This window comes from Rhizobium gallicum bv. gallicum R602sp (assembly GCF_000816845.1).
In the GTDB taxonomy this organism is placed as follows: domain Bacteria; phylum Pseudomonadota; class Alphaproteobacteria; order Rhizobiales; family Rhizobiaceae; genus Rhizobium; species Rhizobium gallicum.
Genome location: NZ_CP006880.1, coordinates 1,385,942 through 1,412,285, shown reverse-complemented (window position 1 = coordinate 1,412,285; position 26,344 = coordinate 1,385,942). Strand labels below are relative to the sequence as shown.

Annotated in this window: 24 protein-coding genes and 1 pseudogene; 9 read left to right on the top strand and 16 right to left on the bottom strand. The window is 56.8% G+C overall.

All coding sequences use genetic code 11. The features are described from left to right. Window positions 1-11: 11 nt before the first annotated feature. From RGR602_RS29770 to RGR602_RS29745, 6 genes are all read right to left on the bottom strand, one after another. Complete coding sequence (locus tag RGR602_RS29770) at window positions 12-1,196, bottom strand: glycosyltransferase (RefSeq protein WP_052451803.1); 1,185 nt, start codon at window positions 1,194-1,196, stop codon at window positions 12-14. After that, window positions 1,196-2,026, bottom strand: coding sequence for an endo-1,3-1,4-beta-glycanase ExoK (gene exoK, locus RGR602_RS29765; protein ID WP_052451801.1), 831 nt, complete (start codon window positions 2,024-2,026; stop codon window positions 1,196-1,198). Before exoK ends, RGR602_RS29770 begins: the two co-directional genes overlap by 1 nt. 483 nt (window positions 2,027-2,509) lie before the next feature. Next, on the bottom strand, window positions 2,510-3,241 hold the full coding sequence (locus tag RGR602_RS29760; RefSeq protein ID WP_040115593.1) for an SDR family NAD(P)-dependent oxidoreductase: 732 nt from the start codon (window positions 3,239-3,241) through the stop codon (window positions 2,510-2,512). Window positions 3,242-3,246: 5 nt separating this feature from the next. Beyond that, window positions 3,247-4,512, bottom strand: coding sequence for a DUF4910 domain-containing protein (locus RGR602_RS29755; RefSeq protein ID WP_040116592.1), 1,266 nt, complete (start codon window positions 4,510-4,512; stop codon window positions 3,247-3,249). Between the two features lie 41 nt (window positions 4,513-4,553). Further along, the gene (locus tag RGR602_RS29750) at window positions 4,554-5,792 is read right to left on the bottom strand and encodes a class I SAM-dependent methyltransferase (protein WP_040115592.1); all 1,239 of its coding nucleotides are present in this window, start codon (window positions 5,790-5,792) and stop codon (window positions 4,554-4,556) included. A 158-nt stretch (window positions 5,793-5,950) separates the two neighbouring features. Further along, complete coding sequence (locus tag RGR602_RS29745) at window positions 5,951-7,372, bottom strand: glutamate-1-semialdehyde 2,1-aminomutase (protein WP_040115591.1); 1,422 nt, start codon at window positions 7,370-7,372, stop codon at window positions 5,951-5,953. Between the two features lie 539 nt (window positions 7,373-7,911). On the opposite strand from RGR602_RS29745, the gene RGR602_RS29740 reads away from it, so the two are divergent. The 5 genes from RGR602_RS29740 (at window position 7,912) to RGR602_RS29725 (ending at window position 13,882) form a co-directional block, all read left to right on the top strand. Beyond that, window positions 7,912-8,682 (top strand): metallophosphoesterase family protein, encoded by a 771-nt coding sequence (locus tag RGR602_RS29740; RefSeq protein ID WP_040115590.1) that lies wholly within the window; start codon window positions 7,912-7,914, stop codon window positions 8,680-8,682. 161 nt (window positions 8,683-8,843) lie between these two features. After that, the gene (locus tag RGR602_RS37780; RefSeq protein ID WP_170251328.1) at window positions 8,844-9,023 is read left to right on the top strand and encodes a hypothetical protein; all 180 of its coding nucleotides are present in this window, start codon (window positions 8,844-8,846) and stop codon (window positions 9,021-9,023) included. 98 nt (window positions 9,024-9,121) lie between these two features. Next, window positions 9,122-11,026: an acyltransferase family protein gene (locus tag RGR602_RS29735; protein ID WP_040115589.1), complete on the top strand. Its 1,905-nt coding sequence runs from the start codon at window positions 9,122-9,124 to the stop codon at window positions 11,024-11,026. A 993-nt stretch (window positions 11,027-12,019) separates the two neighbouring features. Next, window positions 12,020-12,583 (top strand): dTDP-4-dehydrorhamnose 3,5-epimerase, encoded by a 564-nt coding sequence (gene rfbC / locus RGR602_RS29730; RefSeq protein ID WP_040115588.1) that lies wholly within the window; start codon window positions 12,020-12,022, stop codon window positions 12,581-12,583. Between the two features lie 15 nt (window positions 12,584-12,598). Beyond that, window positions 12,599-13,882: an NAD(P)H-dependent oxidoreductase gene (locus tag RGR602_RS29725; RefSeq protein ID WP_040115587.1), complete on the top strand. Its 1,284-nt coding sequence runs from the start codon at window positions 12,599-12,601 to the stop codon at window positions 13,880-13,882. A gap of 161 nt (window positions 13,883-14,043) precedes the next feature. Here RGR602_RS29725 and RGR602_RS29720 read toward each other — a convergent pair whose 3' ends face one another. The 6 genes from RGR602_RS29720 to RGR602_RS38965 all read right to left on the bottom strand — a co-directional run bounded on the left by RGR602_RS29720 (window position 14,044) and on the right by RGR602_RS38965 (window position 18,807). After that, window positions 14,044-15,012, bottom strand: a complete 969-nt coding sequence (locus RGR602_RS29720; protein ID WP_203226246.1) for a TIGR03885 family FMN-dependent LLM class oxidoreductase — start codon at window positions 15,010-15,012, stop codon at window positions 14,044-14,046. Next, window positions 15,009-16,652 carry an alpha-amylase family protein gene (locus RGR602_RS29715; protein ID WP_040115586.1) on the bottom strand — a complete coding sequence of 548 codons (1,644 nt, stop codon included), beginning with the start codon at window positions 16,650-16,652 and terminating at the stop codon, window positions 15,009-15,011. The genes RGR602_RS29720 and RGR602_RS29715 overlap by 4 nt, the downstream gene beginning before the upstream one ends. Window positions 16,653-16,726: 74 nt before the next feature. Then, on the bottom strand, window positions 16,727-16,939 hold the full coding sequence (locus RGR602_RS29710) for a hypothetical protein (RefSeq protein WP_040116590.1): 213 nt from the start codon (window positions 16,937-16,939) through the stop codon (window positions 16,727-16,729). A gap of 1 nt (window position 16,940) precedes the next feature. Further along, window positions 16,941-17,144, bottom strand: a complete 204-nt coding sequence (locus RGR602_RS38970; protein WP_082046724.1) for a hypothetical protein — start codon at window positions 17,142-17,144, stop codon at window positions 16,941-16,943. Between the two features lie 208 nt (window positions 17,145-17,352). Beyond that, on the bottom strand, window positions 17,353-18,210 hold the full coding sequence (locus RGR602_RS29705) for an SDR family oxidoreductase (RefSeq protein WP_040115585.1): 858 nt from the start codon (window positions 18,208-18,210) through the stop codon (window positions 17,353-17,355). A gap of 207 nt (window positions 18,211-18,417) precedes the next feature. Then, complete coding sequence (locus tag RGR602_RS38965; RefSeq protein ID WP_223844083.1) at window positions 18,418-18,807, bottom strand: hypothetical protein; 390 nt, start codon at window positions 18,805-18,807, stop codon at window positions 18,418-18,420. A 131-nt stretch (window positions 18,808-18,938) separates the two neighbouring features. Here RGR602_RS38965 and RGR602_RS29695 point away from each other — a divergent pair, with 131 nt between their 5' ends. From RGR602_RS29695 to RGR602_RS39945, 3 genes and pseudogenes are all read left to right on the top strand, one after another. Further along, on the top strand, window positions 18,939-19,355 hold the full coding sequence (locus tag RGR602_RS29695) for a hypothetical protein (RefSeq protein ID WP_040115584.1): 417 nt from the start codon (window positions 18,939-18,941) through the stop codon (window positions 19,353-19,355). Window positions 19,356-19,365: 10 nt separating this feature from the next. Continuing rightward, a complete protein-coding gene (locus tag RGR602_RS29690) occupies window positions 19,366-19,794 on the top strand; it encodes an HD domain-containing protein (protein WP_040115583.1) in 429 nt (142 codons plus the stop codon). Between the two features lie 211 nt (window positions 19,795-20,005). Further along, window positions 20,006-20,298, top strand: a pseudogene (locus RGR602_RS39945) (DUF982 domain-containing protein). Between the two features lie 486 nt (window positions 20,299-20,784). Here the strand turns inward: RGR602_RS39945 and RGR602_RS29685 are convergent. Next, window positions 20,785-21,099, bottom strand: coding sequence for a hypothetical protein (locus tag RGR602_RS29685; protein ID WP_040115582.1), 315 nt, complete (start codon window positions 21,097-21,099; stop codon window positions 20,785-20,787). A 467-nt stretch (window positions 21,100-21,566) separates the two neighbouring features. On the opposite strand from RGR602_RS29685, the gene RGR602_RS29680 reads away from it, so the two are divergent. After that, window positions 21,567-21,824, top strand: a complete 258-nt coding sequence (locus tag RGR602_RS29680) for a hypothetical protein (protein ID WP_040116588.1) — start codon at window positions 21,567-21,569, stop codon at window positions 21,822-21,824. A gap of 124 nt (window positions 21,825-21,948) precedes the next feature. Here RGR602_RS29680 and RGR602_RS29675 read toward each other — a convergent pair whose 3' ends face one another. Genes RGR602_RS29675 through RGR602_RS29665 form a run of 3 tightly spaced genes read right to left on the bottom strand, consistent with a single transcriptional unit; the run spans window position 21,949 to window position 26,344 of the window. Then, entirely contained in the window at window positions 21,949-23,772 is a 1,824-nt protein-coding gene (locus RGR602_RS29675; RefSeq protein ID WP_040116587.1) for an ABC transporter ATP-binding protein, read from the bottom strand. 28 nt (window positions 23,773-23,800) lie between these two features. Further along, entirely contained in the window at window positions 23,801-24,556 is a 756-nt protein-coding gene (locus RGR602_RS29670) for a DUF1028 domain-containing protein (RefSeq protein ID WP_040115581.1), read from the bottom strand. Between the two features lie 3 nt (window positions 24,557-24,559). Further along, a complete protein-coding gene (locus RGR602_RS29665; protein ID WP_040115580.1) occupies window positions 24,560-26,344 on the bottom strand; it encodes a gamma-glutamyltransferase family protein in 1,785 nt (594 codons plus the stop codon).

Genomic DNA, 26,344 nt, shown 5'->3' with positions numbered 1-26,344 from the left:
CGCGTTCGATCCTATATGGCAAATGACGAACTGATCGGAAAGTGATCTGAAGTTTTGCGAGGCCCGGCTGGCGCCAAGCCGGCGAGCCAGGCGACCAAGTTCTTGCAGTCTGCCTCATCGATCTCCCAGTTGCGCCGATCGCATGCGGCAACGGCGGACTCCAGCTCCCTAAAGCGTCGAACGTCCAGCCCCTCCATGGCCATGCTTAACGCAAAGGAGGTGGCATCCGACAAGATCAGGCCGATACTGTTGCGCCGAAGTACCTCAGCCGTCTCGGTGCCTTGAACGGCAATCGGTACCGCTCCGTGCAGGCATCCTTCGTAAAGCCGGTTCGGTAACAGCCACTTGGAATTGAGTCCCTCTTCGAAACTATCGGCCGTCCAAGCAAAGTCGACCTCGCCGTAAATGGCAGCCAGATCCTCCGGGTTTCGATAGGGACCACAAAAACGCATGAAGGGTTCGTTCGCCACGAAGGCATCGAAGTCCTCAAATTCCGTATAAGCTGGCCGGCCGCGCAGAATGATCTCGAACCTGCCATTCGCCATCCTTGAGAAGTGCGCAAGCAGCTTCAATGATTTCCTGCAACGCAGCGCGCCAAACCAGCCGATGCGCCATGGCCGGTCTTCGCATCTTTGCGGAACGGGAAGAAGGCCCTCATCTGTGGCCGCGACCACTTTGTTCTCGACGAGCTTGACCGGGGCCTTCAGAAAAGACAGGACATCGAAATAGTTGCTCTTGAAGGCTGGCGAACTGGTAACGATCGCGCTGACGCTTCGGCCAAACCAACGTTCGGCAAATCGCATCGAGCGCCCGATGGGACCCATGCCGACGAGAAGCCTGTGAATATCGAGACACTCGTAAACGATCGGCACGGATCCGCCGAAATAATGATTGGCGCGGTTTGCCAGTGCCAGCGTTTCGAGATTGCGGGCGACGATCACGTCCGGCTTGCTGGCGCCTGAAAGAGCGGACTGAAGCCCTGCCATGGCCATGAGAACGGCCCAGGTGCGATGGACAAAGCGGCCGTCGTCCGTCCTGCCGAGATTGACCGGCTTGATGCCTGCGATATCGCCTTCGATCTTTGCCCGCGAAAAACCTGCAAGGTCAACCGTCGCGCCGCCGCGTGTCAGCATGATCAGGCGTCGGCGAACCGCCGGATCGGACAGATCATGAACAAGGTAAAGCAGGCGCGGCATCAAAGGTTCTCCTGCGGCTTTGCAGGGGCGCTGACGGTGATGGCCCCATCGCACGTCAGAGAGGCTGCAAACAGACATCTTTCGCCTGCAGCGGTATAGCTCACCCAGTCGACCTGCATGATCGTCGGTCCCTTGTAGGCAAAGGGGCCCATCCAGCCTGTCAGCGTATCGGTTGCCCACAGGCTAAAGAAGATTTTCTGCCCTGCCGTCGGAATGCGGAGCGTATCGGTAACTTCGTGGACGAGGAGGCCGTTGACGAAGAACCGCAGTCTTGAGGGCTCCCAGGTAAAGGCGAAATGGTTGAATTCCTCGTCGGCCGGGCCGGCGAGCGAAACGAGCTTTTCGTTGCCGCCCTTCGCTTTCACGTACTGGTTGACCTGGACAGCAGCACTGTTGTTCCCCAGCACCTCGAAATCGATCTCGTCGTGCTCCTCATGGTCGGCAGGGCCAATATAGGAGAAAAACGCCGAGTTAAGGCCTGACCCGGTCGCCGTCTTTATCCTTGCCTCATAAGTGCCAAAGCCGTAGCGCTGCTTTGTCTGGATTTCTGCGCACAGCAGGGCCTCCTGATCGACAGTGTCCTTTGCGAGCATCAGCGATGCAAAGCCGTCGGCAATCTTGATCATTCCCGCCGACCAGATGCAGTTTTGATGATCACCGTTCGTCCAGCCGTCTGAAATATACCAGAAGTTGGGGTCGAGCCGGTCAAAGCTCTCGAAGAAGGATGCTGCGGGGCGCCCGTCCGCGGCTTGAACGTTGGGGGCAAGCGCACACGTTAGCAAGATCAATGAAAAGATCTGGCGGAAAATGCAACTGAATTCCTGACCCATAACTGAACGGGCAGCATGTGAAGGTTGATCGAAATTCATAGTAGCAACCCGAAGCGAGTACGAGAAACAAATGGCGCGGGGACGTCGGCACTAAAAATTCCAGGCTATACTTTCTGATTCTTTTTTTACAGGCATAATAAATGCGCGGCGGAATTGCCGCATAGTTATCCTGCCTGAACTTCAACGCCGATGTTGCCAATATTGACCTAGTTCAACTAGTTACGATCGTTTATACCGGCATCCATAGAGCAGCGTGGCAGTATTTGCGAAGACGTTATTTCAGAATTTTGAAATAGGCAACACAAAATTAACGAATCTGATAGCTAAAAGCTTGATTTTGCGCCGTAGATTAGTTTTTGAACAAGGTTCAGATTCTGTCGTTTCATAATGGTACAGGTATGCTGGAGAGGGCAGGGACGTCTGTCCGTGATGAACGTATTTGCTCGATCACACTGGCGCTGCGGATGGCGGCACTAAGAATGTCTAGTCGTTGAAGGTCGGCGGCGTCGGTCGTGCTGGACGCATGAAAATTTCGGTGACTTCACAGGTGGACGGCATTGACAAGGCTGTGATCAGGTTCGCTGCCACCGATTCCGGCTGCAATAGCTCGTCTGCCTGATAGGAAAGCGCTCTCGCATCATGGATAGTTTCCTGCATCGGCGTTGCGGTCTTCCCCGGAAAGATGCTGAGCACGCGCACGTCCTGGTTGTTGATCTCGGCTCTCAGCACGTCGGCAAAGGCCTTCAAGGCATATTTACTCATCGTGTAACCCGCGAGCTCCATTCTCGGATTAAGCCACACGCTTGAGTTGATGAACGCGATATAACCCTTCTGTCTGGCCAGTGCCGGGAGAAGGAGCTGCGTCAGAACATAGGGCGCGCGCAGATTGACGCGCCAGACGTTATCGAGTTCTTCCACCGGGCTTTGCGCAACCGGACCCGAACAAAAGACGCCAGCGCTGTGTACTAGGTAATCGATGCCGCGATCGGTCACCCGCAAACGGGCAACGAATTCGGCGATCGCCCGATCGTCGGCAAGATCGACGTGATGCCAGCTGATCGATGCTCCGTTGCTAAGGGACGACGGCGGGACGCCGCCTCGGGTAAGAGCATGAACGGTCACGCCGGCTACACCTAAGGCTGATACGATCGCCTGACCGATACCGCCCGCTGCCCCGGTCACCACTGCCACCCGCCCCTTAAGAGATTTTTCCATGGTCCCTAGTCCCTCTGCGCCGATGCAAGTAGATCATGGCCAAGCAGAAGATCGGCGGCGTCGGCAATCAAATCAAATGCAAGACCCGATTTTACGGCGATATCGAGGAGATCATGTTTGCCGTCGGAATAGTTTAGAACCCAGAGCAGGGCCAACTGACGCGTCTTCGTGTCGGATTTGCCGCCGACGGCATCGTAGAGCCCCCGTTTTCCAAGTTGCGGCTCGCACATCGGCGAGAGATTCACGAAAGCTCGATTGCGGTCCAGCGTGTCAAGCACTGAGCCGTAGGTTTTGAGTGAGTGGGCAAGCGCTTCCGGCTTCACGAAATCAAGGTTGTCGCCCGACGTGTGGTACTCGGCAAACCGCCCGTAGGGTGTACGCGACAGACAGCCGAAGGGAAGGTTGATGCCAGGCGAGCTGAACTGCCTTTCGTCATAGCCATAGGGAGAAAACGCCATAATCGAATGGGCTTGCCCCGCTGCCTTCAGCACATGCTCCACCACCCGATCGATCTCGGCCGTTTCGTGCCGACTTTTCTTGTAGTGCAGCATGCCAGGGTCGCCGAGGTTGACGGCGACGAGACCATGTCTGATGCGCGACAGCCGCTCGCGGTTCATCGAAAGCCAGGCTATCGAACCGATGGTGCCCGGAATGAAGAGCATCCGCACGGAATAGCGCCGCTGTGTTGCCATCAAAAGCTTAGCAAGCTCGACACAGACGGCGATGCCGGACAGGTTGTCGTTGGCAAGCGACGGATGGCAGATATGCGTCGAGATAACGATTTCGTCGGTTGTGGTGCCGGGGATGAAACACTCGCCCCATAGGAGTTCGCCGTCTGAAAGTGTTGAGTCTATCAACACCTCGTAGGATCCTTCGCTCATCGCCTCAAGGGCGTTCTGGGAGAGGCAGAAGCCCCAGTCCTCCTTGTAGTAGCTCGTGCGGTAGGGTATCCAAGCGGGATGGGCGGGGTCGGTGTGCAGATGGGGCCTCAGCGCCTTGAGCTGCAATGTCGCGTGGATCGGTCGTGAATAGTTGACGACGTGCAGATTACTTGCCTTGAAGTCGATGACGCGATTGCCCTTCTCGTCCTTTACATAGGCATCGCGGATGCTCCATTCCTGCGGGACCGTCCAGTCGAAGATCTCTGTGCCGCTTGCTATGCGATGAATCTCAACCGGAATTTCCTGCCTGATGATCTCCAGTGTCTCCACGACGCCGGGACCTGTGATGCTGCGACAGATCGGATAAAGTCGTTCAATGAGGGCATACATCCGCGCGCCGGCAGGATCCTTGTCTGGCGCACTGACGGCGCTCAAGCAACGACCTCGACATTGGGAAGCGGAACCACAAACTGGCTGCCCAAGCCTTTGACCTCCGACATTTGGCTGATGATCTCATCTTTGATGTTCCAGGGAAGGATCAGAACGTAATCGGGCTTGGTCTCCGCAATCTTTTGCGGTGCGTGGATCGGAATGCGGGTCCCCGGAAGCAAGTGGTTCTGCTTATGAGGGCTGACATCGACGGTATATTCGATGAGATCAGTACCAACGCCGCAGAAATTCAAAAGCGTGTTGCCCTTTGCCGGAGCGCCATAGGCGACAACGGTCTTTTTCATCTCTTTTGCATTGATCAGGAAGCGCAGCAGATCGCGCTTGGTGCGGTGTACCTGCTCAGAAAATTTGCTGTAGCGTTGAACAGAATTGACGCCGCCTTCAATTTCGCGCGCACGCAGTTCGCCGACACGCAGCGAGACTGGCTGGCTTTGATCTTCGGCGTGGCGAGCATAAATGCGCAACGATCCTCCTTGTGGACGGATCTCATCGACATCGAAGATCGTCAAGCCGTGATGGGCAAAGATTTTCTCGACACTATAGAGCGAAAGGTACGAATAGTGCTCATGATAGATCGTATCGTAGTAATTGAGCTCTAGCATCTTCATGAGATGCGGAAATTCGATCGTTACGATGCCGGTTGCCGACAACACGATTTTGATGCCGGCAACGAAATCGTTGATGTTGGGGACATGCGCCAGCACGTTATTGCCAATCAAAAGGTCAGCTGTGAGGCCATCGTCAACCAACTGCCGTGCCGTCTCGGCACCGAAAAATTGCACCCTGCTCGGGATGCCTGCCTCTACCGCGACAGCCGCGACATTGGCACATGGCTCTATGCCGAGCACCGGAACGCCGCGTTCCTTGAAGTTCTTCAAAAGGTAGCCGTCGTTGCTGGCAATTTCGATCACCTGGTGGCCAGAGCCGAATTGAAACCGCGCCACCATTTGATCGACATATTCGCGGGCATGCTTCAGTACCGAGGTGGAATAGGAGGAGAAATAGGCATATTCGCTGTCGAAAATGTCTTCCCGCGGCGCCATGGGAGGGACCTGGACCAGGAAGCACTCGTCGCAAACGAAAGCATGTAGTGAAAAGAACGGTTCAGCATCCTGGGTTTTGTCGATGGCGATGTAGGAGTTTGCAAGCGGTGACGCGCCAAGATCGACGACCGTCTGAGTGAGTGTGGTATTGCAGAACCGGCAGTTGAATGAAGACATGATCTTCGTCCCCCTAGACGAAACGATGCGGTGAAGAGTACTTGGTCTGAAACCAATGGCAGCTTTATGAGAGGTTTACCTTTGCTGATCTGTTCGCGGTACAACAACCGTGAGGTTTAGGCTCCTCGAAAATGATCCGGTCGACATCATAAACCTTTCTATCGGCCGGCAGTGGCAAGGCTCGTCTCGCGCCGTTTGACGCGACGATTTAATTCAGGCACCAGAGCGGGCACAGCGTCAGGCTGGGTTGTCATGCGGTTCGTGGCGCGGAACACCACGTCTGATGGTCGGCCGACCAGATAACTGGACACCCCGTTTTCAAGGGCTTTGCGATAAACGCAAAGCGCACCGTCAACAGCATCGAGCGTCTTTTCAATCTCGGGGTCGCCGTGCGTGTAACTGACAACGAAGGAGGGAGCTAGAACACCGCGCTTGATCATTTCCTGCAGGAACAGCGTGCGGAACGCTTGGGAGGGACGGCCGTCCTCATCGATCGTTGCGTAAACCAGGTTACTTGCCAGCCCGGAGACGCTGAAATGATTGCTAATCCCGTGGCTAGCGGCGATCTGCGAAATACCTTTTCGAAGCGCCTCGCCTTTTTCAAAAAGATGCTGGATCACCGGCTCTTCACGATAAATCTTGATCGTTGCAATTGCCGCCGCCATAGCGTGCGTTTCAGCGCCGTGGGTGGTCGACAACAGGAAAACGCGTGGCTTCTCGCGCTGATCGATACCACCAAGCTCCATGAATTGGCGTTTTCCCGCAAGCGCGGAGATGGCAAAGCCATTGCCCATCGCTTTGCCGAAACAGGATAGATCTGGCTGGATATCGTAAAGAGCCTGCGCTCCGTTCAGGTGCCACCGGAAACCGGTTATCATCTCGTCAAGGATGAAAAGTGCTCCATTGGCATGACAAAGGTCGCGAAGACGATGCAGGAAGTTATCCTTCGGCGCTTCCCCTTTCGATGGCTCAAGGATGACAGCCGCGATCTTGCCTGGATGTTGCTCAAACAGTGCTTTGGCACTGTCAATCTCATTATAGCGAAACGATAGCGTCATATCCCGTACGGCTTTCGGGATGCCGGCATTCATGGGCGTTGTGCCGATGAACCAATCATCGGTCGAAAAGAACGGGTGATCGGCGCATCGCGCAACAAGGTCACGTCCGGTGACGGCTCTTGCCAAACGAATGGCGCCAGAGGTTGCATGTGAGCCATCCTTGCAGAATTTGACCATTTCGGCGCCTTGGATCGTCTCAAGAAAGATCGATGCGCAATCTAACTCGATGACGGCCGGCCGGGTGAAGTTCGCGCCATTTTTCAATTCCCGCTCTACAGCGCGCAAGACCGTCGGATAGGCATGGCCAAGGGAGACGGCACGGTTTCCCATGCCAAACTCGATATACTTGTTGCCGTCTACATCAAAGACATAGGCGCCGTGCCCCCGGGCGATGAAGCCCGGCGATAAGACCGGATACTGATCGTCGCCCTTTGCATAAGTATGCGCTCCTCCCGGAATCAACCTTCTGGCTCGCTGGCGCAACTCGTTCGAGTTCTCGAAGTTGCTAATGAGTCTGGTCACCGTTCTTTCCCCCTCCGAAAACACGTCGTATGCCGTCGCGATGGGCGTTGACGGACGTGTTCAACGACATTTTAAAATGGCTGAGCGGGGAGGGGCGACCGTGGGATGTCCGAAGCGCGGGAAGACCGTACCTTGAGAGATCAAAGTGGGTTAAGTCTTCTCTGAAAAACTGCTGAGCCAGCCGCATATACTGCAACGGGCGCCAAATCGAAAACATGCAGCGACTGCTGGATTCCAAGTTTGTCAGGTACGCATTAGATACACGCAAGTACACTATACTCCACTGCTACTGTTCAAGAGTTATCATTAAAGAAACAACATGTAAATAAGAATTAATGATGAGTTAAAATCAGCTTTAATCTGGTGTATTTTTGTGCACTTGCTACTTGGAGACCGGGGCGTTGCGCTGGTTCAGCATGCAATTGTAACCAGATCCCATCGAGATGGACCATAACGGGATTCGAGAGCCTTCCTCTTTGAGCTTCAGTTAAGACATTTCCTGTAGGGAGATTTGAGTCGTTGTCATTTTCGGTGGATCAATGTTTCACTTCCCGATGCGTTGGCGCCGCAATATAAACCCGCAGTCAATCGGCAGGCAAAGGCTCTCGTGGTCCGACAACGACTTCGATGCGATCTATGCTGTCAGCGATATACACGGTTGTGCCGATGAACTGGCAGAAGCACAACGACGCATAGTCGATGACGCTCGGGCCTATCTTGGCCGCAAGCTCCTCGTTTTTCTCGGCGACTACGTGGATCGCGGTCCCGCCAGCAGCAAGGTTCTCGACATGCTTGCAGCAGGGCCGCCTGTCGGCTTTATGCAGGTCGCGCTTTCGGGCAATCACGACGACGAGTTTGCCCGCATGTTCCGCAAGCCTTCCATCATTGGCGATTGGCTTGACTTCGCCGGGACCGAGACGCTTGCTTCTTACGGTATCGACGTTGCGCATGTCATCAAGACGAAGGGGGTTCGCGGTCTTCAAGGTCTCGTCGCGGAACTCGTCCCAGAAGAGCACATCGCCATGATCGAAATGATGCCGGTCTCGCTTCAGATCGGCAAGTTACTCTTCGTGCACGCCGGCATAAAGCCTGGCGTCGATATGTCAAAACAAACGGATATGGACCTCATGTGGATCCGCGAGCCATTCTTAAGCGAAGGCCCGCGTCGGCCGCTCTTCGTGATCCACGGGCATACACCTGTCCTGCAGCCGACCTTCGGACCGCAGCGGGTAGCCATCGACACGGCGGCAACGGCCACTGGCCACCTGACGGTGCTGAAGATCGCCGAGGCAAGCTTTAATTTTATCTGACAGCCCGGCTCTTTGGGTGGTGCTGGCCGCTGCCCTGCCGTGCCGATTTGCGCGGCCGACGTTAGGGGAGGCGCTGTCTGCGCATTGCCGTCAAATTCAATGGCACAGCGCCGCCTTGGTCAATGCATGCAACACATTCCATCGCCTGCGGATCACGACGGATGACCGATACCATTCTTCATCCTTCAGCCGTTTCAGGAAAGCTGCAGGGCGGATCGCCAACAAATTCCGGTGAGGCGCCGGCCGCTTCGGGTGGTGAAGTAAGCCATCGATGTAAAACACAAACAGCTATCAAGGAAGCTGATGAACCAAAAAGAAACTATGTTACACAGCGCAGATAAGGAAGTTTCGCCGGCTTAACTGTTCTATTGACTTCGGCATCTAAGCTGATTACCCATGACTAAATAACCTGAAAGTCCTTTCACAAACTAGGATATTCATGAAGTATCGGCCGGAGATTGACGGATTACGGACGATAGCAGTATTGCCGGTGCTGTTTTTCCACGCCGGCGTCGCTGGATTTTCTGGCGGCTTCGTCGGCGTCGACATTTTTTTCGTTATTTCGGGCTTCCTCATTACAAGAATTCTGAACGACGATCTCAAGAATGATCGATTTTCCATACTGACATTCTACGAGCGGCGTTTTCGTAGAATCATTCCGGCACTGGTTTTCTATATTTTACTGACGGCGATCGCCGCTTACATGCTTTTCCTACCACCATTCTTCGAAGACTTCGCCCGAAGCCTGGTTGCCGTCGGGACATTCACCTCAAATATCTATTTCTGGAAGTTCTCAGGTTATTTCGAAAACAGCGCGCTTTTACGCCCTTTGCTGCATACCTGGTCGCTTGCAGTTGAAGAGCAGTTCTACATCTTCATGCCGATCGCCATGTGGCTGCTCTACAAAGTGAACTTCCGCGTGCGGTTTGCGGCATTCGCACTCGCCTTAAGTCTGTCTCTGGCGCTTAGCATCTATGCGATCGACGTCGCACCGACTGCGAACTTCTTCCTCTTGCCGACACGAAGCTGGGAGCTCTTGATTGGAAGCTTGCTGGCGCTTTGGGGAGGACAAAGCACGCTGTCCTACGGGACAAACAACGTCGTTGCGATTGGTGCCGCGATCTTGATCCTCTTTTCAGTATTTGCCTATACTGAAGCGACGCCATTTCCGGGGCTCGCCGCCGTTTTGCCATGCGCGGGCGCAGCTCTCATCATTTATACAGGCGGCCCGACCCGTTCGGTGGTCGGCAAAATTCTTGCGAGCGCGCCCTTCGTGTTCATCGGCAAGATTTCCTATTCGCTCTATCTGGCGCACTGGCCAATTACCGTCTTCGTCCGATACGTGACCCTGGAGGAGCCCAACGGGCTCCACGCCATGGGCATTATCGCCGCCAGTCTTCTGCTTGCCATTTGCTCCTGGCGCTTTGTCGAAACGCCGTTCCGTCTGCAGACCGTAAGTTGGCCTCGGCGCGCCCTCATCGGCTCGGCGCTTGCCAGCATGTCGATCGTCTCGCTGTTTGGTTACGCGGGCATCACCGCTCATGGCTTCCCCCAGCGTTTTCCCGGCTATGAAGCCAAGGTCGAAGCGCGCAAGCTTGACGTTTCTGCGGTTGTAGCGAGCGCGGATACGACAGTGCAGGCCGGCCAGACGTGGCGGAATGGCATCTGCTTTTTCGAAGACGACGACGGCTTTAAAAAATGGCGCCCTGAAGATTGCGCTTTGACCACAAACATGGGTGATGTTGCGCTTCTGTGGGGGGATTCTTATGCCGCCCACTACGCCCCCGGGATCATCGCGAATGCTGCGTCCATTCATGGCCGCGTCTATGAGTATACATTTGCCGGATGCCCTCCGGTCCTTGCTTACTACTCCTACGCAAGACCGAACTGCCAGGCGTTCAATCAGAAGGCACTAGAGATCATCCGCTCGCTTGGCGTTAAGACGGTCGTGCTCTCGGGCCGATGGGTTGATTTGCAACGCCGGGGCCTGGATATGCTCGAAGGCACTGTCAGACAGCTGCAGGCGGAGGGTGTCCGGGTTATAGTGATCGGGCAATCGCCAATGTTTGTAACCAATGTCGACGTCATTGCGTTTAAGAAGGCAGCCGCCGGCCAACAAGCGGCCTCTTGGTCAACCGTGATCGATCACGATTTTAACCAGCGGCTGCGTACTGCTGCGGGAGGCGCCGATTTCGTTGATCCGATTGCGATGGACTGCGCAGCCGGCGAGTGCCCTTACATTGACGATGGCAGGATGCTCTACTTCGATTCCGGTCACCTGTCGAATTTTGGCAGCGCTCGCGTTGTTGAACGCTATTTCCCGCTCGTAACCCGCGTCAATTGAAGTCTGTGCCAGATGCGCGGCCGCGGTCTTCTCGGCCAAGCCTTGCGCCATTTCGTCAGGTGTTTGATGTTGCCAGGGGCGCGACGCCTGGACTGAAATCGCCGATTGGCCACCCTGCCCAACGATTTTTCGATTTAAACGTAAGCAATCAGCGACAGGCCGAGCGCGGCCGCGACTTCGATCGGAGGGAAGGCCCTCGGTTGACTGTCCGCACCATTCCAGTCGCCGGCTCTTCAAGAGTGAGTGTCCCAAATGGATCGTTTCATGATTGCAGCACCTGCCGCAGCATATACGGTCTGCAATTCACCCGGTCACCCTGCGCTTTCCGCGGCACTGGTTAACAGAGCGTTTCTCTCGTATGCATCTGCCTGGCGACAGGTGCCAAGTGAAGCTGGGGCGGCGTCCGACGGACACGACCCTTCACGGACCTGTCGCGGCGGCCTATTGGAGGAAGCGTAGCCATGGGTGACGATGTCGTCGTGTCGTCCATAAAGCTGCGGTCGCCACAAACTCTGTTTTCAACTGGGTTCAGTTCCGGCGAGAGCGACGTCAGCAACGCCAAGATGACGAGGTCAGGCATCTTCAGTCTCAGCGTTTATCGGGCGACATTATTTCTTGCAAACGATTAAGTCTTAAGAGTTGACATTACGCAATGGCGGAAGGTAGCATAAAGCATGATGGAATAAATGATATCGTTTTATCGATACTGGTAAGTATCGATGTTGAGTAATGCACCTTTAAGACAGCGTTTACACCTGAATCCGTTGCTTCGCGCAAAAATCGGTCGACGTTCTTTTAACCTTGCCAGCTGCAGCGACATTTATATTTGTACGAGGCGCGCGCTTTGTTGGGTTTTGACTTTAAGTATCATGGTTAATGGAACACTAAATTCTGGAGCAGCGTGAGGGTATATGATTAAAATCAATCTTTGCGGGCCTTTGAAAGGCGCTCAGAGTGTCATTGCTCCATACAGAGGGATAAGAGGCTAGCGGCATGAAGTTTCACGGAACACCTTTGGATGGTGCATACGTTATCGAGCCGGAACCGCGCGGGGACGAACGAGGATGGTTTCAGCGCGTCTTCTGCGAGCGAGAAATGGCCGATGCCGGCATGGAAGGCCGCTTCGTACAAGTCAATAACTCGTTCAATGCCGAAGCGGGCACCCTGCGTGGCCTGCACTATCAACTCCCGCCGTCGCCAGAAGTTAAGATCATCCGGTGCATCTCCGGAGCACTGTGGGACTGTATCGTCGATCTGCGGCCCGATTCGGCGACGTACCTCGGTTGGCACGCGGTTGAGTTAACGGGTGAGAACCGGCTGGCATTTTATGTGCCCCGTGGATTTGCCCACGGGTTTGTGACACTAAGGCCCAACACCGAGACCTTGTATCTTGCCAGCGAATTCTATGATCCAAAGTCGGAGCGCGGTGTGCGTTGGAATGATCCGAAGTTCGGCATCACCTGGCCGGTTGAAGGGATCGTAATTTCGGAGAAAGACGCGAAATGGCCAGACTTCGATGAGGATTTTCATGGCGTGGAAAGCCTACGCGGCATCTAGGAGCAGGAGGTTCTGATGGTGATTGACACGCTCCTGAAGAAACGGGAAGAGGATGGCCGTCCCATTAGGGTCGGGATGTACGGCGCGGGCTTTATGGCAAAGGGCATCGTCAACCAGATCTCCAACTCCGTGCCGGGAATGATCCTTTGCGTGATCTGCAACCGAAACGTGGAGAAGGCTATGTTAGCCTACCGCGCTGCTGGCCATGAGGCATCCTACGCCTGCGACAGCCGCAAACTCTCGGACTTGATTTCCGAAGGCACGCCGGCTGTCACTGACAATCCGGCGTTGCTATATGAGTCGGGTGATCTGGATTGCTTGATTGATGCGACGGGTGCGATCGAATATGGCGCCAACATCACCTTAGGTGCAATCGCGCATGGTCGCGACATGGTGACCATGAATGCCGAACTGGACGGCACGGTTGGTCCGCTTCTCAAGAAAAAAGCCGACGCGGCAGGGGTAATCCTCACGGCCTGCGATGGAGACCAGCCCGGGGTACAGATGAACTTGTGGCGCTTCGTCAAATCCATCGGCCTTACGCCGCTGATGTGCGGAAATATCAAAGGCCTACAGGATCCCTATCGCACACCGACAACGCAGGCCGAATTCGCGGCAAAATGGGGGCAGGACCCGCATATGGTCACCAGCTTCGCCGATGGCACGAAGATTAGCTTTGAGCAAGCTATCGTCGCTAACGGCACTGGCATGTCCATTTTGAAGCGCGGCATGACAGGTGTCGAGCATCGTGGCCATGTCGATGAACTCGTCAACGCGTATGACATTGAGGCGCTGAAGGCCGTCGGTGGGGCCGTCGACTATGTTGTGGGGGCAACACCAGGTCCGGGTGTCTTTATTCTCGCCTCACACGACGATCCGAAGCAGCAGCATTACCTGAACCTCTACAAGCTCGGAACCGGCCCGCTTTATAGCTTTTACACACCTTACCATCTTTGCCATTTCGAAGTACCCCTCTCAGTGGCTCGGGTTGTCCTTTTACGCGATCCCGTGCTTCAACCACTGGAGGGCCCGAGGGTCGAGGTTGTGGCGACTGCAAAGCGCGATCTTAATGCTGGCGAAACGATCGACGGTTTGGGCGGCTACATGAGCTATGGCCAGTGCGAGCGCGTCGCTGAAGCCGGCGCTCGGGATTTGCTGCCCATGGGGGTCGCCGAGGGATGCGTCTTGAAAAAGGCCGTGGCGAAGGATCAGGTCCTTACCTATGCCGATGTGGCGCTGCCGGGGGGCCGCACCATCGATCTGCTGCGCCGCGAACAGACGGCGATGTTTGCTGCGTAGTGCCGGAGACGGAACGGGGACCCTCGCATCAATTTGTGGCTGATAATCTTAAATCGACGCCGCAGGGTAGATCGAGGCAGCGCTGGGCGAACAATTCGGCGTGGCGATCGTCGCGCTTCTTCTGAGAAGCGGGATCCGGCATTGAGGCGGCACTTCGCGCCTTAAGTTCTGAACGCTGGTAAGACGTCTTTGGCAAAGACATCGATGAACTTCGCTTGGTTGCGCCCGACATTGTGCAAGAATACCTTTTCGAAGCCCATGCGCGCATCATCACTCAACCATGCGATATGATCTGCAGGATCGGCCGAAATGCGGACATGCTGATCCATGTCTTCAGGACGAACGTGCCGACAGGCTTCGTCGAAATCCCCGGTGAGACGGAGGTCCTCTGCCATCGCCGCTGTCACCGCGTTGCTGCGCCACTGCTCGTAAGCATTCGCCCGTGCCTCGAACTGACTTTTTGCGTAGGAAACATGAGCCTGAAGGTAAAGAGGCTTTCCATTCCCGCCGCCGAGTCTGAAGGCGTCTATGATCTCTGCAAGTCGTTCGCGGGGTTGATTGACCGTAATTAATGCGTCTGCCCAACGGCCGGCCCACTCGGCTGTTTTTGCTGAAAGCGCACCGGCAACGATCATCGGTGGTTCCGTCGGGAGCGTGTAAAGTCTCGCCTCGTCAACCTTGATCGGCTTCAGACGACTGACCGTCTGTCCTGCCCAAAGCTCCTTCATGATCTCGACGCCGGCAAGGAGCCTGGCATTGCGTTCCGCCTTGGACGGCCAGTCGCCGCCGACAATGTGCTCGTTCAGAGCCTCGCCGCTGCCAACAGCCATCCATGTCAGCCTCCCCGGAAAGAGCTCGCATACGGTCGCGGCCGCTTGCGCGGTGATCGCCGGATGATAACGCCAACCAGAAGGAACCGTGATGAGCCCAAACGGCAGATGGGTTGCCTGCATTGCCGCTCCAAGCCATGACCAGACGAAACCCGACTGGCCCTGGCGTTCACTCCACGGGGCGAAATGATCAGAAGACATAATGCTCTGGAAACCGGCGGCCTCGGCACGCTGCACATAGTGTAGCAAGTCCGAGGGTGTGAATTGCTCATGGGACGCATGATACCCTATATGCATCAGCCAGCCTCCTTCTTCGAAGCGAGCCATCGATAGCCATATGGCGCAATCTTGATATTCAGCTTGGTCGATGCTTCGTGAATGTCTCCGCTCGCCATGTCTTGCAGGCGCTCGCAGTGGACGGCATCGAGAGATACCTCGACGGCGACCGATTGCTCGGCAAGATTGTGCACCACCAGCAGGACGGAGCCGGCATCTTCAAAACCGTATGCCAGGATCGCCGGATGGTCTGCGGTCAGTCGCACAAATCGGCCCTGGGAGAAAATCGGGTTCTGACGACGATAGGTGATCAGCCGCTTGATGCAGCTCAACAGCGAGTTTGGATCCTTCTGCTGGCTTTCGACATTCACATGCTTGTAGGAAAACGGGCCTTGTGAAATTGGCGGTTGACAGATCGTTTCGGCCTTTGCGTTCGCAAATCCGCCGTTTCGTTCCGGAGACCATTGCATCGGTGCACGGATGGCATTGCGCCCCTCTTGGGACAGATCCTCGCCCATTCCAATCTCATCGCCGTAGACGAATAGTGGCGGCCCGCGCAGGGAGAGAATGATGCTGAAAGCAAGTTCAATTCGCCGCTGGTCGCCGTCCAGCATCGGCGCCAGTCGGCGTCGGATACCGCGGCCGAAAACCTGCATGTTTTCGTCGGGAGCGAAGGTCTTGAAGACGACGTCCTTCAATTCCGGCGGAACGCGCGAAAAATCCAGGTCGTCGAGATTGCGCAAGAAGTTTGCCCAGCCACAAAGAACAGGCGGCTCAGGCAGCAAGCTAAGCGCCTCGTAAATGGGCGCCGCCTCCTTTTTCGCCATCGCGGCAAAAATGTAGCAAGACAGCATGAAATTGAAGAGCAGTCCCAACTGGTCGCCCTCGCCGAAATAGAGGCTCATCTCAGTTGGATCGAGATTGACTTCCCCGAGGAGAACGCCACCTGGCCGCCTCTTTTGCAGATACCCACCCAGATCGCGCAATACACCGTGAGGATCGCGAGGATTGGCCCTTTCCAGCCCGTTGTCGCCGATGATGAGCGGCGCTGCATCCAAGCGGAATCCGCTGATGCCAAATGCGAGCCAGTAGTCGACCACGCGTTCGATCTCCTCGCGAACCTGGGGGTTGGCGATGTTGAGTTCGGGCTGGAAGTGATAGAACTTGTGAAAATAATAGGCACCTGCGAGCTCGTCATACGTCCACAGCTTCGACTCCTCGCCGGGGAAGATCGAAGTGGCGCCGACTTCAATCGGCGGCGGATCGGTACTCCACACGTAGTACTCGCGGTAGCGCGTCTGATGGTCGCGTCGCGCGGCCTCAAACCAGGGATGTTCGCTTGATGTGTGATTGACGACGAGGTCTATGATCACTCGCATACCTTGCTCGCCGGCCCTGTGAAGAAATTTCAGGAAGTCTCTTCGCGTTCCGACCTTCGGATTGATGGCGTAGAAGTCGCTGACGTCATAGCCATTGTCTCGGTCCGGACTGCCGTAGAAGGGCAACAGCCAGATACACGTTATGCCGAGCGCATTGAGATATGGCAGCTTTTCCGTCAGGCCCACGAAATCGCCTATGCCATCGCCATTTCCGTCGGCGAACTTCTCGACATCTACGCCATAGATGACAGCGTCGATATACCAGGGAACGATCGATTCAGGCATCTGGAAACCCAACTCGGACCAGCGGACATCGGAGTAAAACGCAGTGCCGTCTTCTGCGCCGGTGATGACAACACTTAGTGCGATTGACCCTCATTCATCTCAGCCGGATCGTAGTTCAGATCCCAGTCTTTTTCCGGCTTATGCTTGCCTGGAGGATTTTTATGAACCGTAGCGTCCTCCGAACCCGTTATGACGGTCGGCTTGGCGCTGTGGACGCCGGACGCCTTTCTGTTTGCACGAGACTTCGCGAACTGGCCGGCCGCATCTTTCTTGGGGCTTCCACCCATGTCAGCTTCCTCCTTTTGTCTTGAAGGCATCGGAAAGATTTTTTCTCTCTGGATCACGGTTGTTTTCACCAAGTGCGTCCCGATCGTTGTCCGGATCGTCTTTCGGCGGGAGATAACCCCTTGGAGTATTGCCCTTGGGGCCTTCCCAACGTGGCGACTGATCGGTGGTTCCTGGTGGACCATTCTTAGGTGAATTCATGCCCATCTTAGTCCTCCGTTTGTCTATGCGGGGTTGAGGCAGGCTTGCTGGCTGCCATCGCTATAGATCATTCCTGACGGTCTAACCCTTGGCCAAGTCCAAGGTTCCAAAGTCAGCAGCATGGAATTTAAACGTCACGTCAGAAGCGGCCGGCAATAGCTCGCTGGCGCGCTTCAACTTGCTTTACCGGTCCGCATGGTCCCGGCGCTTGCGATCAGATGATCGGTTTGCCGCCTGTAACGGCAATTGTCGCGCCTGAGACATAGCTCGACAGGGGATCGGCTAACATCACATAGGTCGTCGCCAGTTCGGCCGGCTGGCCCGGGCGCTGCATCGGAACCTGTTTTCCGAAGTTCCGAACTGCGTCCTCCGGCAGGGTAGATGGGATCAGTGGCGTCCAGATTGGCCCGGGTGCCACCGCATTTGCCCGGATACCCTTGTCGGCAAGCATTTGGGCAAGACCGGCGGTGAAGTTCTGGATGGCGCCTTTTGTTGTGGCATAGGCAAGCAGGTGCGGGCTTGGACTGTCCGCGTTGATCGAGGCGGTGTTGATGATCGCGCTACCTGGTTTCATATGCGCAACAGCCGCTTTGGAAAGGTAGAACATCGCGTGGATGTTGACCTTGAATGTCAACTCCCATTCCTGGTCACTTATGTCTCCGATGTCGCTAAAGCTTGCTTGATGAGCGGCGTTGTTGACGAGAATATCGATGCCGCCGAGCTCTGCCCTTGCCGTGTCGATGATGTGGCGGCAATGCTCGGGGTTTTGAATGTCGCCTCGCAAGAGGATGGCTTTGCGACCGGCCTTTTCGACCCATTTTTTCGTTTCATTGGCGTCATCATCCTCGTCCAGATAGGCGATGAGAACATCGGCACCCTCTCGGGCGTAAGCGATGGCGACAGCGCGGCCGATGCCGCTGTCGCCGCCGGTGATGATCGCCTTCTTATCCATGAGGCGACCGGAGCCACGGTAAGTATGTTCGCCATGATCAGGCAACGGCGACATGGCGTTCGTCGAACCGGGCATTGGCTGCTTTGGGGTGTCGAAGGGCGGGGCTGGATAGTTTGGCATGGCAATCTCCCACAGGTTGCGTGTTAAGGTCTTGAGCCATGGAGATAATGGTCGAACCTGGACTGGCGTGCGGCCAGGCGCTCAGGTCGCGATTGCCCTGCCGTTTTGTACCGCCTAGGTGTTTGCCGTGGCGATGCGGGCGACAGGAATGCGTTTCATGTCTCCTTGGCTGTATCTCAACACAACTTCCAAAGACGCTCAGAGTTCCTATGATTGCTTCGTCGTAAGTTCGTCGCGAAGCAGTCTCGAGAGCTCCGCCTCATCCCTCACGCCAAATTCAAACCAGTCAATGAGGGCTTTCGCCTGCACCATGGCGGCGTCACTCGATGACTCGCAATCTTGCTCGGCGCACCATTCGCGAAGAATGCGATCGAGCATCTTCATGGTTTCGCTTGTCAGCGGCTCCTTCGGCCAGTCCGTTTTTGCCATGGTTACCCCCGTTTTTTGATGACGATAGCGGCCGCCGGGCAATGAGCAATCACCAGAAAGCCACACCCGCTCAAAATCTAGCGGCTTGGTTGTGAACCTGCCTTGAGCCAGTCCGTCAAGAGTGTCGAGGCGTATCGCCGTCAAAACGACAATCAGCTCAGGAACCATCCTTTCCGGCAGGAGTTGAGCGCACGAGCGATCACGGGACAATCCGGTCAAGAGGCACGTAAGGGGCGCCCGGCGTGTTCGCAGTGCAAGGCGCGCTGTGCGGTGACGCAAAATCGAATTGGAGAAGCAACATGCCTAAGCGCGACACAACCCCCTTAGAAGGCCTCGACACCGACGTCGAACTGCAGGCTCATCTCGCCGCGCTTGAGGCCGAAACCTATTCAGCGCCCGATAGCGGCCCGCCGGAAGCACGTCCTTTCCAGCGGGTTAGAGACGACCTTGATCAGGTACGGGACGAGATCGAAAACCTCCGCTCAAGGCTGTCGCTCGTCAAGCAGCGGGCGGTGATCGTCGCCAGATCCAACCTCGAATGGGCCGACGCCAGCGCTCATGACCAACTCGGAACATACCCATGGGCGAAGCTTGCAGGCGCCATGGCCGCGACCGCTATCGGAGCGCGGTTGCTGAGACGCCTTCCTGTGAGTGCAATTGCGACAGTCGCGATCCCCTTAATCGTCGCTCGCCTCGAGGCCAAATCGCGCCGATAGGAGAAATTAGATGCAATCTGAACAGCATCTCCAGCATGCCATTCAAGTCGCAACCGAAGCCCACGACGGCCAGCAGGACAAACTTGGAAATCCCTACTTTGATCATTGCCGAAGGGTCGCAGACGCAGTATCCGGCGACGAAGAGAAAGTAGTCGCCTACCTTCACGATGTGCCTGAAAAGGCCTGGGGATGGACGCTCGATCGACTGAAGGAAGAGGGCTTTTCCCAAGCCGTCCTCGCCGCGGTCGATGCGTTGACGAAAAGGCAAGGCGAGGAGGAGGAGGTCTTCGTGCGGCGGGCGATCGCCAACCGGCTGGCCCGGCCCGTGAAGCAGGCGGATCTCGAGGACAATCTTGACCAAGCGCGGCAAACCGGAAGCGAAACGTCAAAATACGAGCGCGGACTTGCGATAGTTGCGAACCTCTCTTCTGCAGATTGACCAAAGGTGGCGATAGTCTCGTTCGACGATCGCCGCAGATTGGAGCCTGCCGACGCGATGGCTTGGGCATGACCTGAAAACCTGGAGCGAATGAGGTATGGGAGGCTCGGCCTCTGGTTTTTCATCGTCCGCGGCAGCCGTACTGGCGGTCTTGAACACGTCAAAATCACCTCCTAAATTCTGCACGTCGACACGCCCAAGACAGGTAAAAATGGCAAGTTTTCAGTTTGACCTTCCTGTTTACGTTCAGCGCAAGCATTTCATTGAAGAGATTACGAACCTCTATGAAGTTTTTGATTTTTTTACGAATGGCCGGAATACAAGCGCGATATTTCCTATGAGACGTTACAGAGGGCGTGCCGGGAGGCCGCTTGCGGAAGATTTCCTTTGAGCGCAGCGCGTCAGAATTTCCAACGCTTCGTCAAGAGGGCAGGGATGCTGATTGAGAGTGATATGCCCAGTTTCGCCGGATCAAGCAACGACCGCAATATTGCGAACGCCTAGGCGGCTCAACCATCCGCCATGCTTTAACGCTCGCGGATCACTCTCGACGGCCGTTGCCGCCACTACCCTCGAAGGTTTATTCGCGGCTTGCTGCAACAGTCCATTCATGGCGCGCGAGCCTTCCTCGGCAAACCCATCCTGACCCTTCTAAAGCGGTCGTCTTGGAATGCCTGCTCGTCGCAAGTGATGGACGACAGTTCGCGCTCGGCCGGGAATGCGCTTGGAGCTTGGACGATTGCCGAAGAGTCTATTGATCGTGCCACGCGGCCAAGGAGCGTATATTCCTCTCTGCCGGATCGCCCTGGAGTAGGACTCTTGCTGCGGCCTGACGCAATGAAATCGAGCACGCTGGTGGGGATCCCAGTACCTGCGCGCGGTGGCGACCCTCATCCTTTGGAGATCAAGCTCTGATTTTCGCCTCCGATCTGAAGCGGTGCGGTATCTGTTCTGCCTCCAGCCTCGCCCGCGGACGCGATTCGCGGCGGCTTACTCCGGTCCCTTGGTGGTAATCTGTGTTCCCGAATCCAGCACGATATGCAGCGTCCGGATCATGTCGGCGGCCATAAGAAGTGCTTTCTTGATTTCACCGGGCTTGCGTCGCTCGACGGTCACTTCGATCGCTTGCAAGTCGAAAACAGCATCGTGGCTCGTATTGCTGCTCGGTATCCCGGTACGCTCGCGTAGGCTGCTGATCGTCGCAACCGCGCGCCGAAGCAGTCGGCGCTTTTCGGAATTGCCCAGCCTTTCGACCCTGTTGGCGGCGCGGATGATTTCGGCGATAAAGTCGTTGGTAGAGGTCATGCAGATCTGCCGGTGATGGAACGTGCGTCAATTTGGGTTGAAAGATCCCTGAGGGGCATGAATGGGCTAAACACGAGAGGCCTGTCGAGGTTGGCCATGACAAAGCCGACGTCATAAGAGGTAAATCAGCAATCGACTGTCGTCAAAAGGATCCGATATCTTAATTGGTTGCGAACGGCAGTTGATATTGTTCCTTAACACTTCCGACATCCGGACTGGGTTCGCTACCCGGCGGCTTTGACCATACGCTGCGCTCGCGGGTACTTCCCAGATAGGCGGAAATGCTCCCGATTCTTCGATTGCGGATGGTTACCATACTGCCATAGGACGTCTTTTCGAAAGCTGCGCAACGACGTTACATGAAGCCGCACAATGGCGATGGCTAAGAAAAGATGCGCACGGCTGCATCCATTTCGGTACCGCCGCGTTGATCTCCGAGATCCATGATCGATTGAAGGATGTATCAAATGACCTTCCCATCGCCGATGACCGAAGTCCCTTCTCAACGCTTCAAAGAAGCAAGTGATGCCGCGCGCCAGGCCCTAGAGCAGCTGATTGCAAGCGCCAATGAAGCCGGATGGGGCACTGAAGAAATCACCGTCGCATTTGCGGAGGCGGCAAATTTCCTCAAGGACGCCCATCGTAGGGACCCTGACCCGGCTGGCAATTCCTCGATAAGTGGCGCGGCAAAAGAGCAGATTGGCCATGGCGAGCTCTACGATTGATTGTCGTGACGGCCGACATTTCAATTACGTGCATCACGGGTGATGCAAATGTCACAAAACGGGCAGAACAACTGCTGGGAACACCCTGGCACCAAGTTGTTGGCAGCGCTCGCGCAACCTGTGCTCACGCAGCAGCTTCCAGCCGGACGAGATGGCCAGCGCCGATCTCGCGGTAACTGTGCATTGGTCCAACATAATCGAGCGGTCGGACCGGACTCTTCAGCTCCTCTGTCGATAGTCCGCGTCTCTCGCGCCGGCGATCGGGATCGGGCACGGGAACGGCGGCCATCAGCATCTTCGTATAAGGATGCTGCGGGTTGCCGAAGATAGCAGCGCGCGGGCCGATCTCGACGATCTCACCGAGATACATGACCGCAACACGATGGCTGACGCGTTCGACGACGGCCATGTCATGCGAGATGAACAGGAAGGCGAGGTTGAGGCTCTGCTGCAGGTCCAGCATCAGATTGATGACCTGCGCCTTGATCGAGACGTCGAGGGCCGAGACGCTTTCATCGGCGACGATCACCTTCGGATCGAGCGCCAGCGCCCGGGCAATGCAGATGCGCTGACGCTGGCCCCCGGAGAACTCGTGCGGAAAGCGCGCCATCATATCGGCTGAAAGGCCCACACGTTCCAATAGGTCGGCGGCCTTGTTGCGCGCCTCGAAGCGGCTGGCAAGGCCGTGCTCGATGATCGGTTCTGCGACCGCTGCCCCCACAGTCATCCGCGGATTGAGGCTGGCGAACGGATCCTGAAAGATCATCTGGATGCTGCGCCGCATGCGGCGCAGGTTCGATGGATCAAGGGTTGTCACATCATAGCCGTCAAGGATGACCTTTCCCGCGTTCGGTTCGACGAGGCGGGTGATGGAGCGGCCTGTGGTCGATTTGCCACAACCGGATTCGCCGACAAGCGACAAGGTCTCGCCCTGAAAGAGATCGAAGGAGACATTCTCGACTGCATGGATGGCGCCGGTTTTTACGCCGAAAAGCCCGCCGCGGACAGCAAAGCGGGTGGTGAGGTTCTTGACCTCGAGGACCGGCGTCTTGCTGACAACCGTATCTGCCACCGCTACCGGCTCGCTCCGCTCGCCAGTCGCGGTATCGACAACAGGAAACCGGAGCGGCCATTTTTGTCCGGCCATTGAACCGAGTCGCGGCACGGCGGAAAGCAGCGCGCGCGTATAAGGGTGCTTGCCGCGGAGGAAGATATCACTGGTCGGGCCGGTCTCGACGGCCTCGCCGCGATACATCACGATTGTCCGGTCCGAAATTTCGGCGACGACGCCCATGTCATGGGTGATGAAGAGAACGGCCATGCCTTCCTCCTCCTGCAGCATCTTGATGAGGTCGAGAATCTGGCCTTGGATCGTCACGTCGAGCGCCGTCGTCGGCTCGTCGGCAATCAAAAGTTTCGGCTTGGAGGCAAGCGCCATTGCGATCATCACCCGTTGGCGCATGCCGCCGGAAAACTGGTGAGGATATTCATCGAAACGCGAGGAAGCATTCGGGATACGGACCTTTTCCAGAAGACGGATCGTTTCATCGCGCGCCTCGGACCGGGTCGTGTCGCCGTGACACGTGAGTGCTTCGGAGATCTGCCGGCCGATCGTGAAAATCGGATTGAGACTCGTCATCGGCTCCTGGAAGATCATCGCGGCGTCATTGCCGCGCACACGCCGCATCTCCTTGTCGGAAAGTGCAAGGATATCCTTGCCGTTCAGGACGATCTTGCCGTCGATGCGGCTCTGGTTCCTGGCCAGCAGTCGCATGAGCGAGAGCGAGGTGACGCTCTTGCCGGAGCCGCTTTCGCCTACGATGGCCACCGTTTCACCTGGCATCACATCGAAGGCGATGTTGCGGACCACCGGCTTCCACTGGCCATCGACGAGGAACGACGTCGTCAGGTCTTTGACCGAGAGCACGGATTTTGCGGCTTCACCCATTTCGGTTCCCTGCTTTATCATTTGCGTTTCAACGCTTGAGCGGCGTTGCAAAGGAGGCCGAAGGGCGGCCTTCGGCTGTACGTGCGGCTTCAAGGGTGGCGATCTTTTCGTCGATCACGCGGCGGTCGATCAATCCGCTTGGGTTTTGGCGCGTCGCCATCGTGTCGGCGACATGCAGATAGCGCTCCTGGGCGACGGCATAGAGGCGGCGAAGTTCGCCAAGCGGATCGGCATGGTCGTCGACGCGGATATTGAGCCAGGCGTAATCCTGATCGCGATAAACGAGCAGCGACGCCGATTGCCTGCCGCGCTTGTCTCCGCCTGCATCTTCGCCGGCCTGCATGGCTTCGAGCAACCGCTCGGCAAGCGGCAGCCGGGAAGTCTTGCGATAGACGGCGAGCGTCTTTTCGAGCACCTGCGGTCCGCCCAGCATATTTCCGGCGACGGATATGCCGTCCCCAATAAGATGGCCTGCCCAGTCGATACATCGTGCGCCCGTAAAAGCTGCATTCCGGCCCGTGGCGTCGATCAAGTGGAACTGCCGCTGATCGCGGCCTTCGTCGCGGGCGGTCAGTTCACGCAGGATATCCGCTGGAGCCTGTCCCGACGCAAGCGCGGCGAGCCCGTCGATGCCGTAAAGCGGGCTGACGAAAGCCTGCGTCGCAACCGCGCCGATGCGGCCGCGAATATGCGGGACGAGGCTGCCCACGGCGAAGAAGCGGCTGGCAACGGCGATGCCCAAGTGGCCGGCTTCAGGGTCGCGGGCAACGATCGACCAGGTCATGGCTTATCTCCCGACAGCATAGGCCTGCATCAGGCGCGGTGTTGCGGCTGCCCGCATCAGGCCATCGGCATCGCGGCGCGCAGCGGTGAGGCGGCCGACGGTCCATGGGTCGGCGACCGTCAGATTGTGGCCCTTCCGCCGCAGCGCATCGAGAACCTCGGTGCCGAAATTAGCCTCCGCCATCAGGCTGCCCGGCTCGCGGGTACGTGGATAAAAAGAGCTCGGGAAATGCGACGTGTGGAAGAGAGGCTGATCGATTGCGGCCTGCAGGTTCATCGTGTGATGCACATAGCGCATGAAGAAGGAGAGCTGCCATTGCTCTTGCTGGTCGCCGCCGGGCGTGCCGAAGGCGAGTGTGGGCCGGCCTTCGTAGAGAGCTAAGGATGGCGTCAGCGTGGTGCGTGGACGCTTGCCTGGCGCAAGCGACGTCGGCAGGCCGGGCTTCAGCCAGAACATCTGCGCACGCGAATTCAGGCAGAAGCCGAGGCCCGGCACGATCGGTGAGGACTGCAGCCAACCGCCTGACGGCGTGACGGAAACCATGTTGCCCTCGCGGTCGATCACGTCGATGTGGACGGTGTCGCCGCGCTTTTCGGAAAGATGCGCCATGGTCGGCTCGTAGACGGCGCCTGTCTTTGAGGCGACGTTAAGCATGTCCATGGTGAGTTCGTATTGAGCTTCGAAGCCGGGAATGCGTCCGGGACGCAATTCAAGCGATGCCTCGGAGGTTATCAGCTTCCGGCGCGCGTTCGCATAGGCATCGGAGAGCAGATGCTCGATCGGGACTTCCGCGAATTTCGGGTCGCCATAATAGATTTCACGGTCGGCAAAGGCGAGTTTCATCGCCTCGGTGAGCGTATGGACGAATTCGGCGCCCGCCGGGTCCATTCCGGCGATGTCGATCTCCTTCAGAAGCGAGAGCGCCTGCAAAAACACCGGGCCTTGGCCCCATGGGCCGATCTTTGCGACCGTCCAGTCGTGATACTGATAGATAAGCGGCTCTTCGATCGTAGCAGACCATTTTGCCATGTCGTTCGCGCTGATGACGCCCTTGTGCCGACTTCCGCTTGCATCCATCACCTCCGTCGAGCCGGCATATCTGTCAATCGCTTCGGCAACGAAACCGCGATAGAACGCATCGCGCGCAGCTTCGACTTGTGCCTCGCGGCCTTTTTTTGCTTCGGCCTCCGCGATGACGCGCTTCCAGGTTTTGGCAAGCACCGGGTTCTTGAAGTTCGAGTGCGGCGCCGGGACCGAGCCGCCGGGCAGCCAGGTCTCATGCGAGGTCGGCCACTCCTTCTCGAAGAAAGATGCAAGGCCGGAGATTGTGGCAGACACGCGCTCAAGGACAGGGTGACCGTGCTCGGCATAATGAATTGCCGGTTCAAGGATGTCGCGGAGGGTCAGGCGCCCATAGTCTCGAAGCATCAGCATCCACCCATCGAAAGAGCCGGGAATGACGCTGGCAAGCAGTCCGTTGCCTGGGATTAGGCTCAGACCTTCAGACGTATAGTGCTCGATTGTGGCGCCGGCTGGAGCCGGCCCCTGCGCACAGATGACTTCGACCTTGTCCTTCTTCTTTGAATAGAAGATCGCAGGCATGTCGCCGCCCGGCCCGCAAAGATGCGGCTCGAGGACCTGCAGCACGAAGCCGGTAGCGACCGCTGCATCAAACGCGTTTCCGCCTTTTTCGAGCATGCTCATTCCAACGGCGGAGGCGATCCAATGGGTTGACGTGACGACGCCGAAGGTGCCCAAAATCTCTGGGCGGGTGGTGAACGCGGTCAT

What these genes read in the sequence shown, in the direction of transcription:
- RGR602_RS29665 (WP_040115580.1), bottom strand. Translation starts at nt 26,344, where the DNA reads ATGACCGCGTTCACCACCCGCCCAGAGATTTTGGGCACCTTCGGCGTC.
- RGR602_RS29735 (WP_040115589.1), top strand. Translation starts at nt 9,122, where the DNA reads ATGAAGTATCGGCCGGAGATTGACGGATTACGGACGATAGCAGTATTG.
- RGR602_RS29750 (WP_040115592.1), bottom strand. Translation starts at nt 5,792, where the DNA reads ATGTCTTCATTCAACTGCCGGTTCTGCAATACCACACTCACTCAGACG.
- RGR602_RS29695 (WP_040115584.1), top strand. Translation starts at nt 18,939, where the DNA reads ATGCCTAAGCGCGACACAACCCCCTTAGAAGGCCTCGACACCGACGTC.
- RGR602_RS29710 (WP_040116590.1), bottom strand. Translation starts at nt 16,939, where the DNA reads ATGGGTGGAAGCCCCAAGAAAGATGCGGCCGGCCAGTTCGCGAAGTCT.
- RGR602_RS29680 (WP_040116588.1), top strand. Translation starts at nt 21,567, where the DNA reads ATGACCTTCCCATCGCCGATGACCGAAGTCCCTTCTCAACGCTTCAAA.
- RGR602_RS29740 (WP_040115590.1), top strand. Translation starts at nt 7,912, where the DNA reads ATGTTTCACTTCCCGATGCGTTGGCGCCGCAATATAAACCCGCAGTCA.
- RGR602_RS37780 (WP_170251328.1), top strand. Translation starts at nt 8,844, where the DNA reads ATGACCGATACCATTCTTCATCCTTCAGCCGTTTCAGGAAAGCTGCAG.
- RGR602_RS29770 (WP_052451803.1), bottom strand. Translation starts at nt 1,196, where the DNA reads ATGCCGCGCCTGCTTTACCTTGTTCATGATCTGTCCGATCCGGCGGTT.
- RGR602_RS29675 (WP_040116587.1), bottom strand. Translation starts at nt 23,772, where the DNA reads ATGGGTGAAGCCGCAAAATCCGTGCTCTCGGTCAAAGACCTGACGACG.
- RGR602_RS29760 (WP_040115593.1), bottom strand. Translation starts at nt 3,241, where the DNA reads ATGGAAAAATCTCTTAAGGGGCGGGTGGCAGTGGTGACCGGGGCAGCG.
- RGR602_RS29715 (WP_040115586.1), bottom strand. Translation starts at nt 16,652, where the DNA reads ATGCCTGAATCGATCGTTCCCTGGTATATCGACGCTGTCATCTATGGC.
- RGR602_RS29755 (WP_040116592.1), bottom strand. Translation starts at nt 4,512, where the DNA reads ATGTATGCCCTCATTGAACGACTTTATCCGATCTGTCGCAGCATCACA.
- RGR602_RS29705 (WP_040115585.1), bottom strand. Translation starts at nt 18,210, where the DNA reads ATGCCAAACTATCCAGCCCCGCCCTTCGACACCCCAAAGCAGCCAATG.
- RGR602_RS38965 (WP_223844083.1), bottom strand. Translation starts at nt 18,807, where the DNA reads ATGGTTCCTGAGCTGATTGTCGTTTTGACGGCGATACGCCTCGACACT.
- RGR602_RS29725 (WP_040115587.1), top strand. Translation starts at nt 12,599, where the DNA reads ATGGTGATTGACACGCTCCTGAAGAAACGGGAAGAGGATGGCCGTCCC.
- RGR602_RS29685 (WP_040115582.1), bottom strand. Translation starts at nt 21,099, where the DNA reads ATGACCTCTACCAACGACTTTATCGCCGAAATCATCCGCGCCGCCAAC.
- exoK (WP_052451801.1), bottom strand. Translation starts at nt 2,026, where the DNA reads ATGGGTCAGGAATTCAGTTGCATTTTCCGCCAGATCTTTTCATTGATC.
- rfbC (WP_040115588.1), top strand. Translation starts at nt 12,020, where the DNA reads ATGAAGTTTCACGGAACACCTTTGGATGGTGCATACGTTATCGAGCCG.
- RGR602_RS38970 (WP_082046724.1), bottom strand. Translation starts at nt 17,144, where the DNA reads ATGGGCATGAATTCACCTAAGAATGGTCCACCAGGAACCACCGATCAG.
- RGR602_RS29690 (WP_040115583.1), top strand. Translation starts at nt 19,366, where the DNA reads ATGCAATCTGAACAGCATCTCCAGCATGCCATTCAAGTCGCAACCGAA.
- RGR602_RS29670 (WP_040115581.1), bottom strand. Translation starts at nt 24,556, where the DNA reads ATGACCTGGTCGATCGTTGCCCGCGACCCTGAAGCCGGCCACTTGGGC.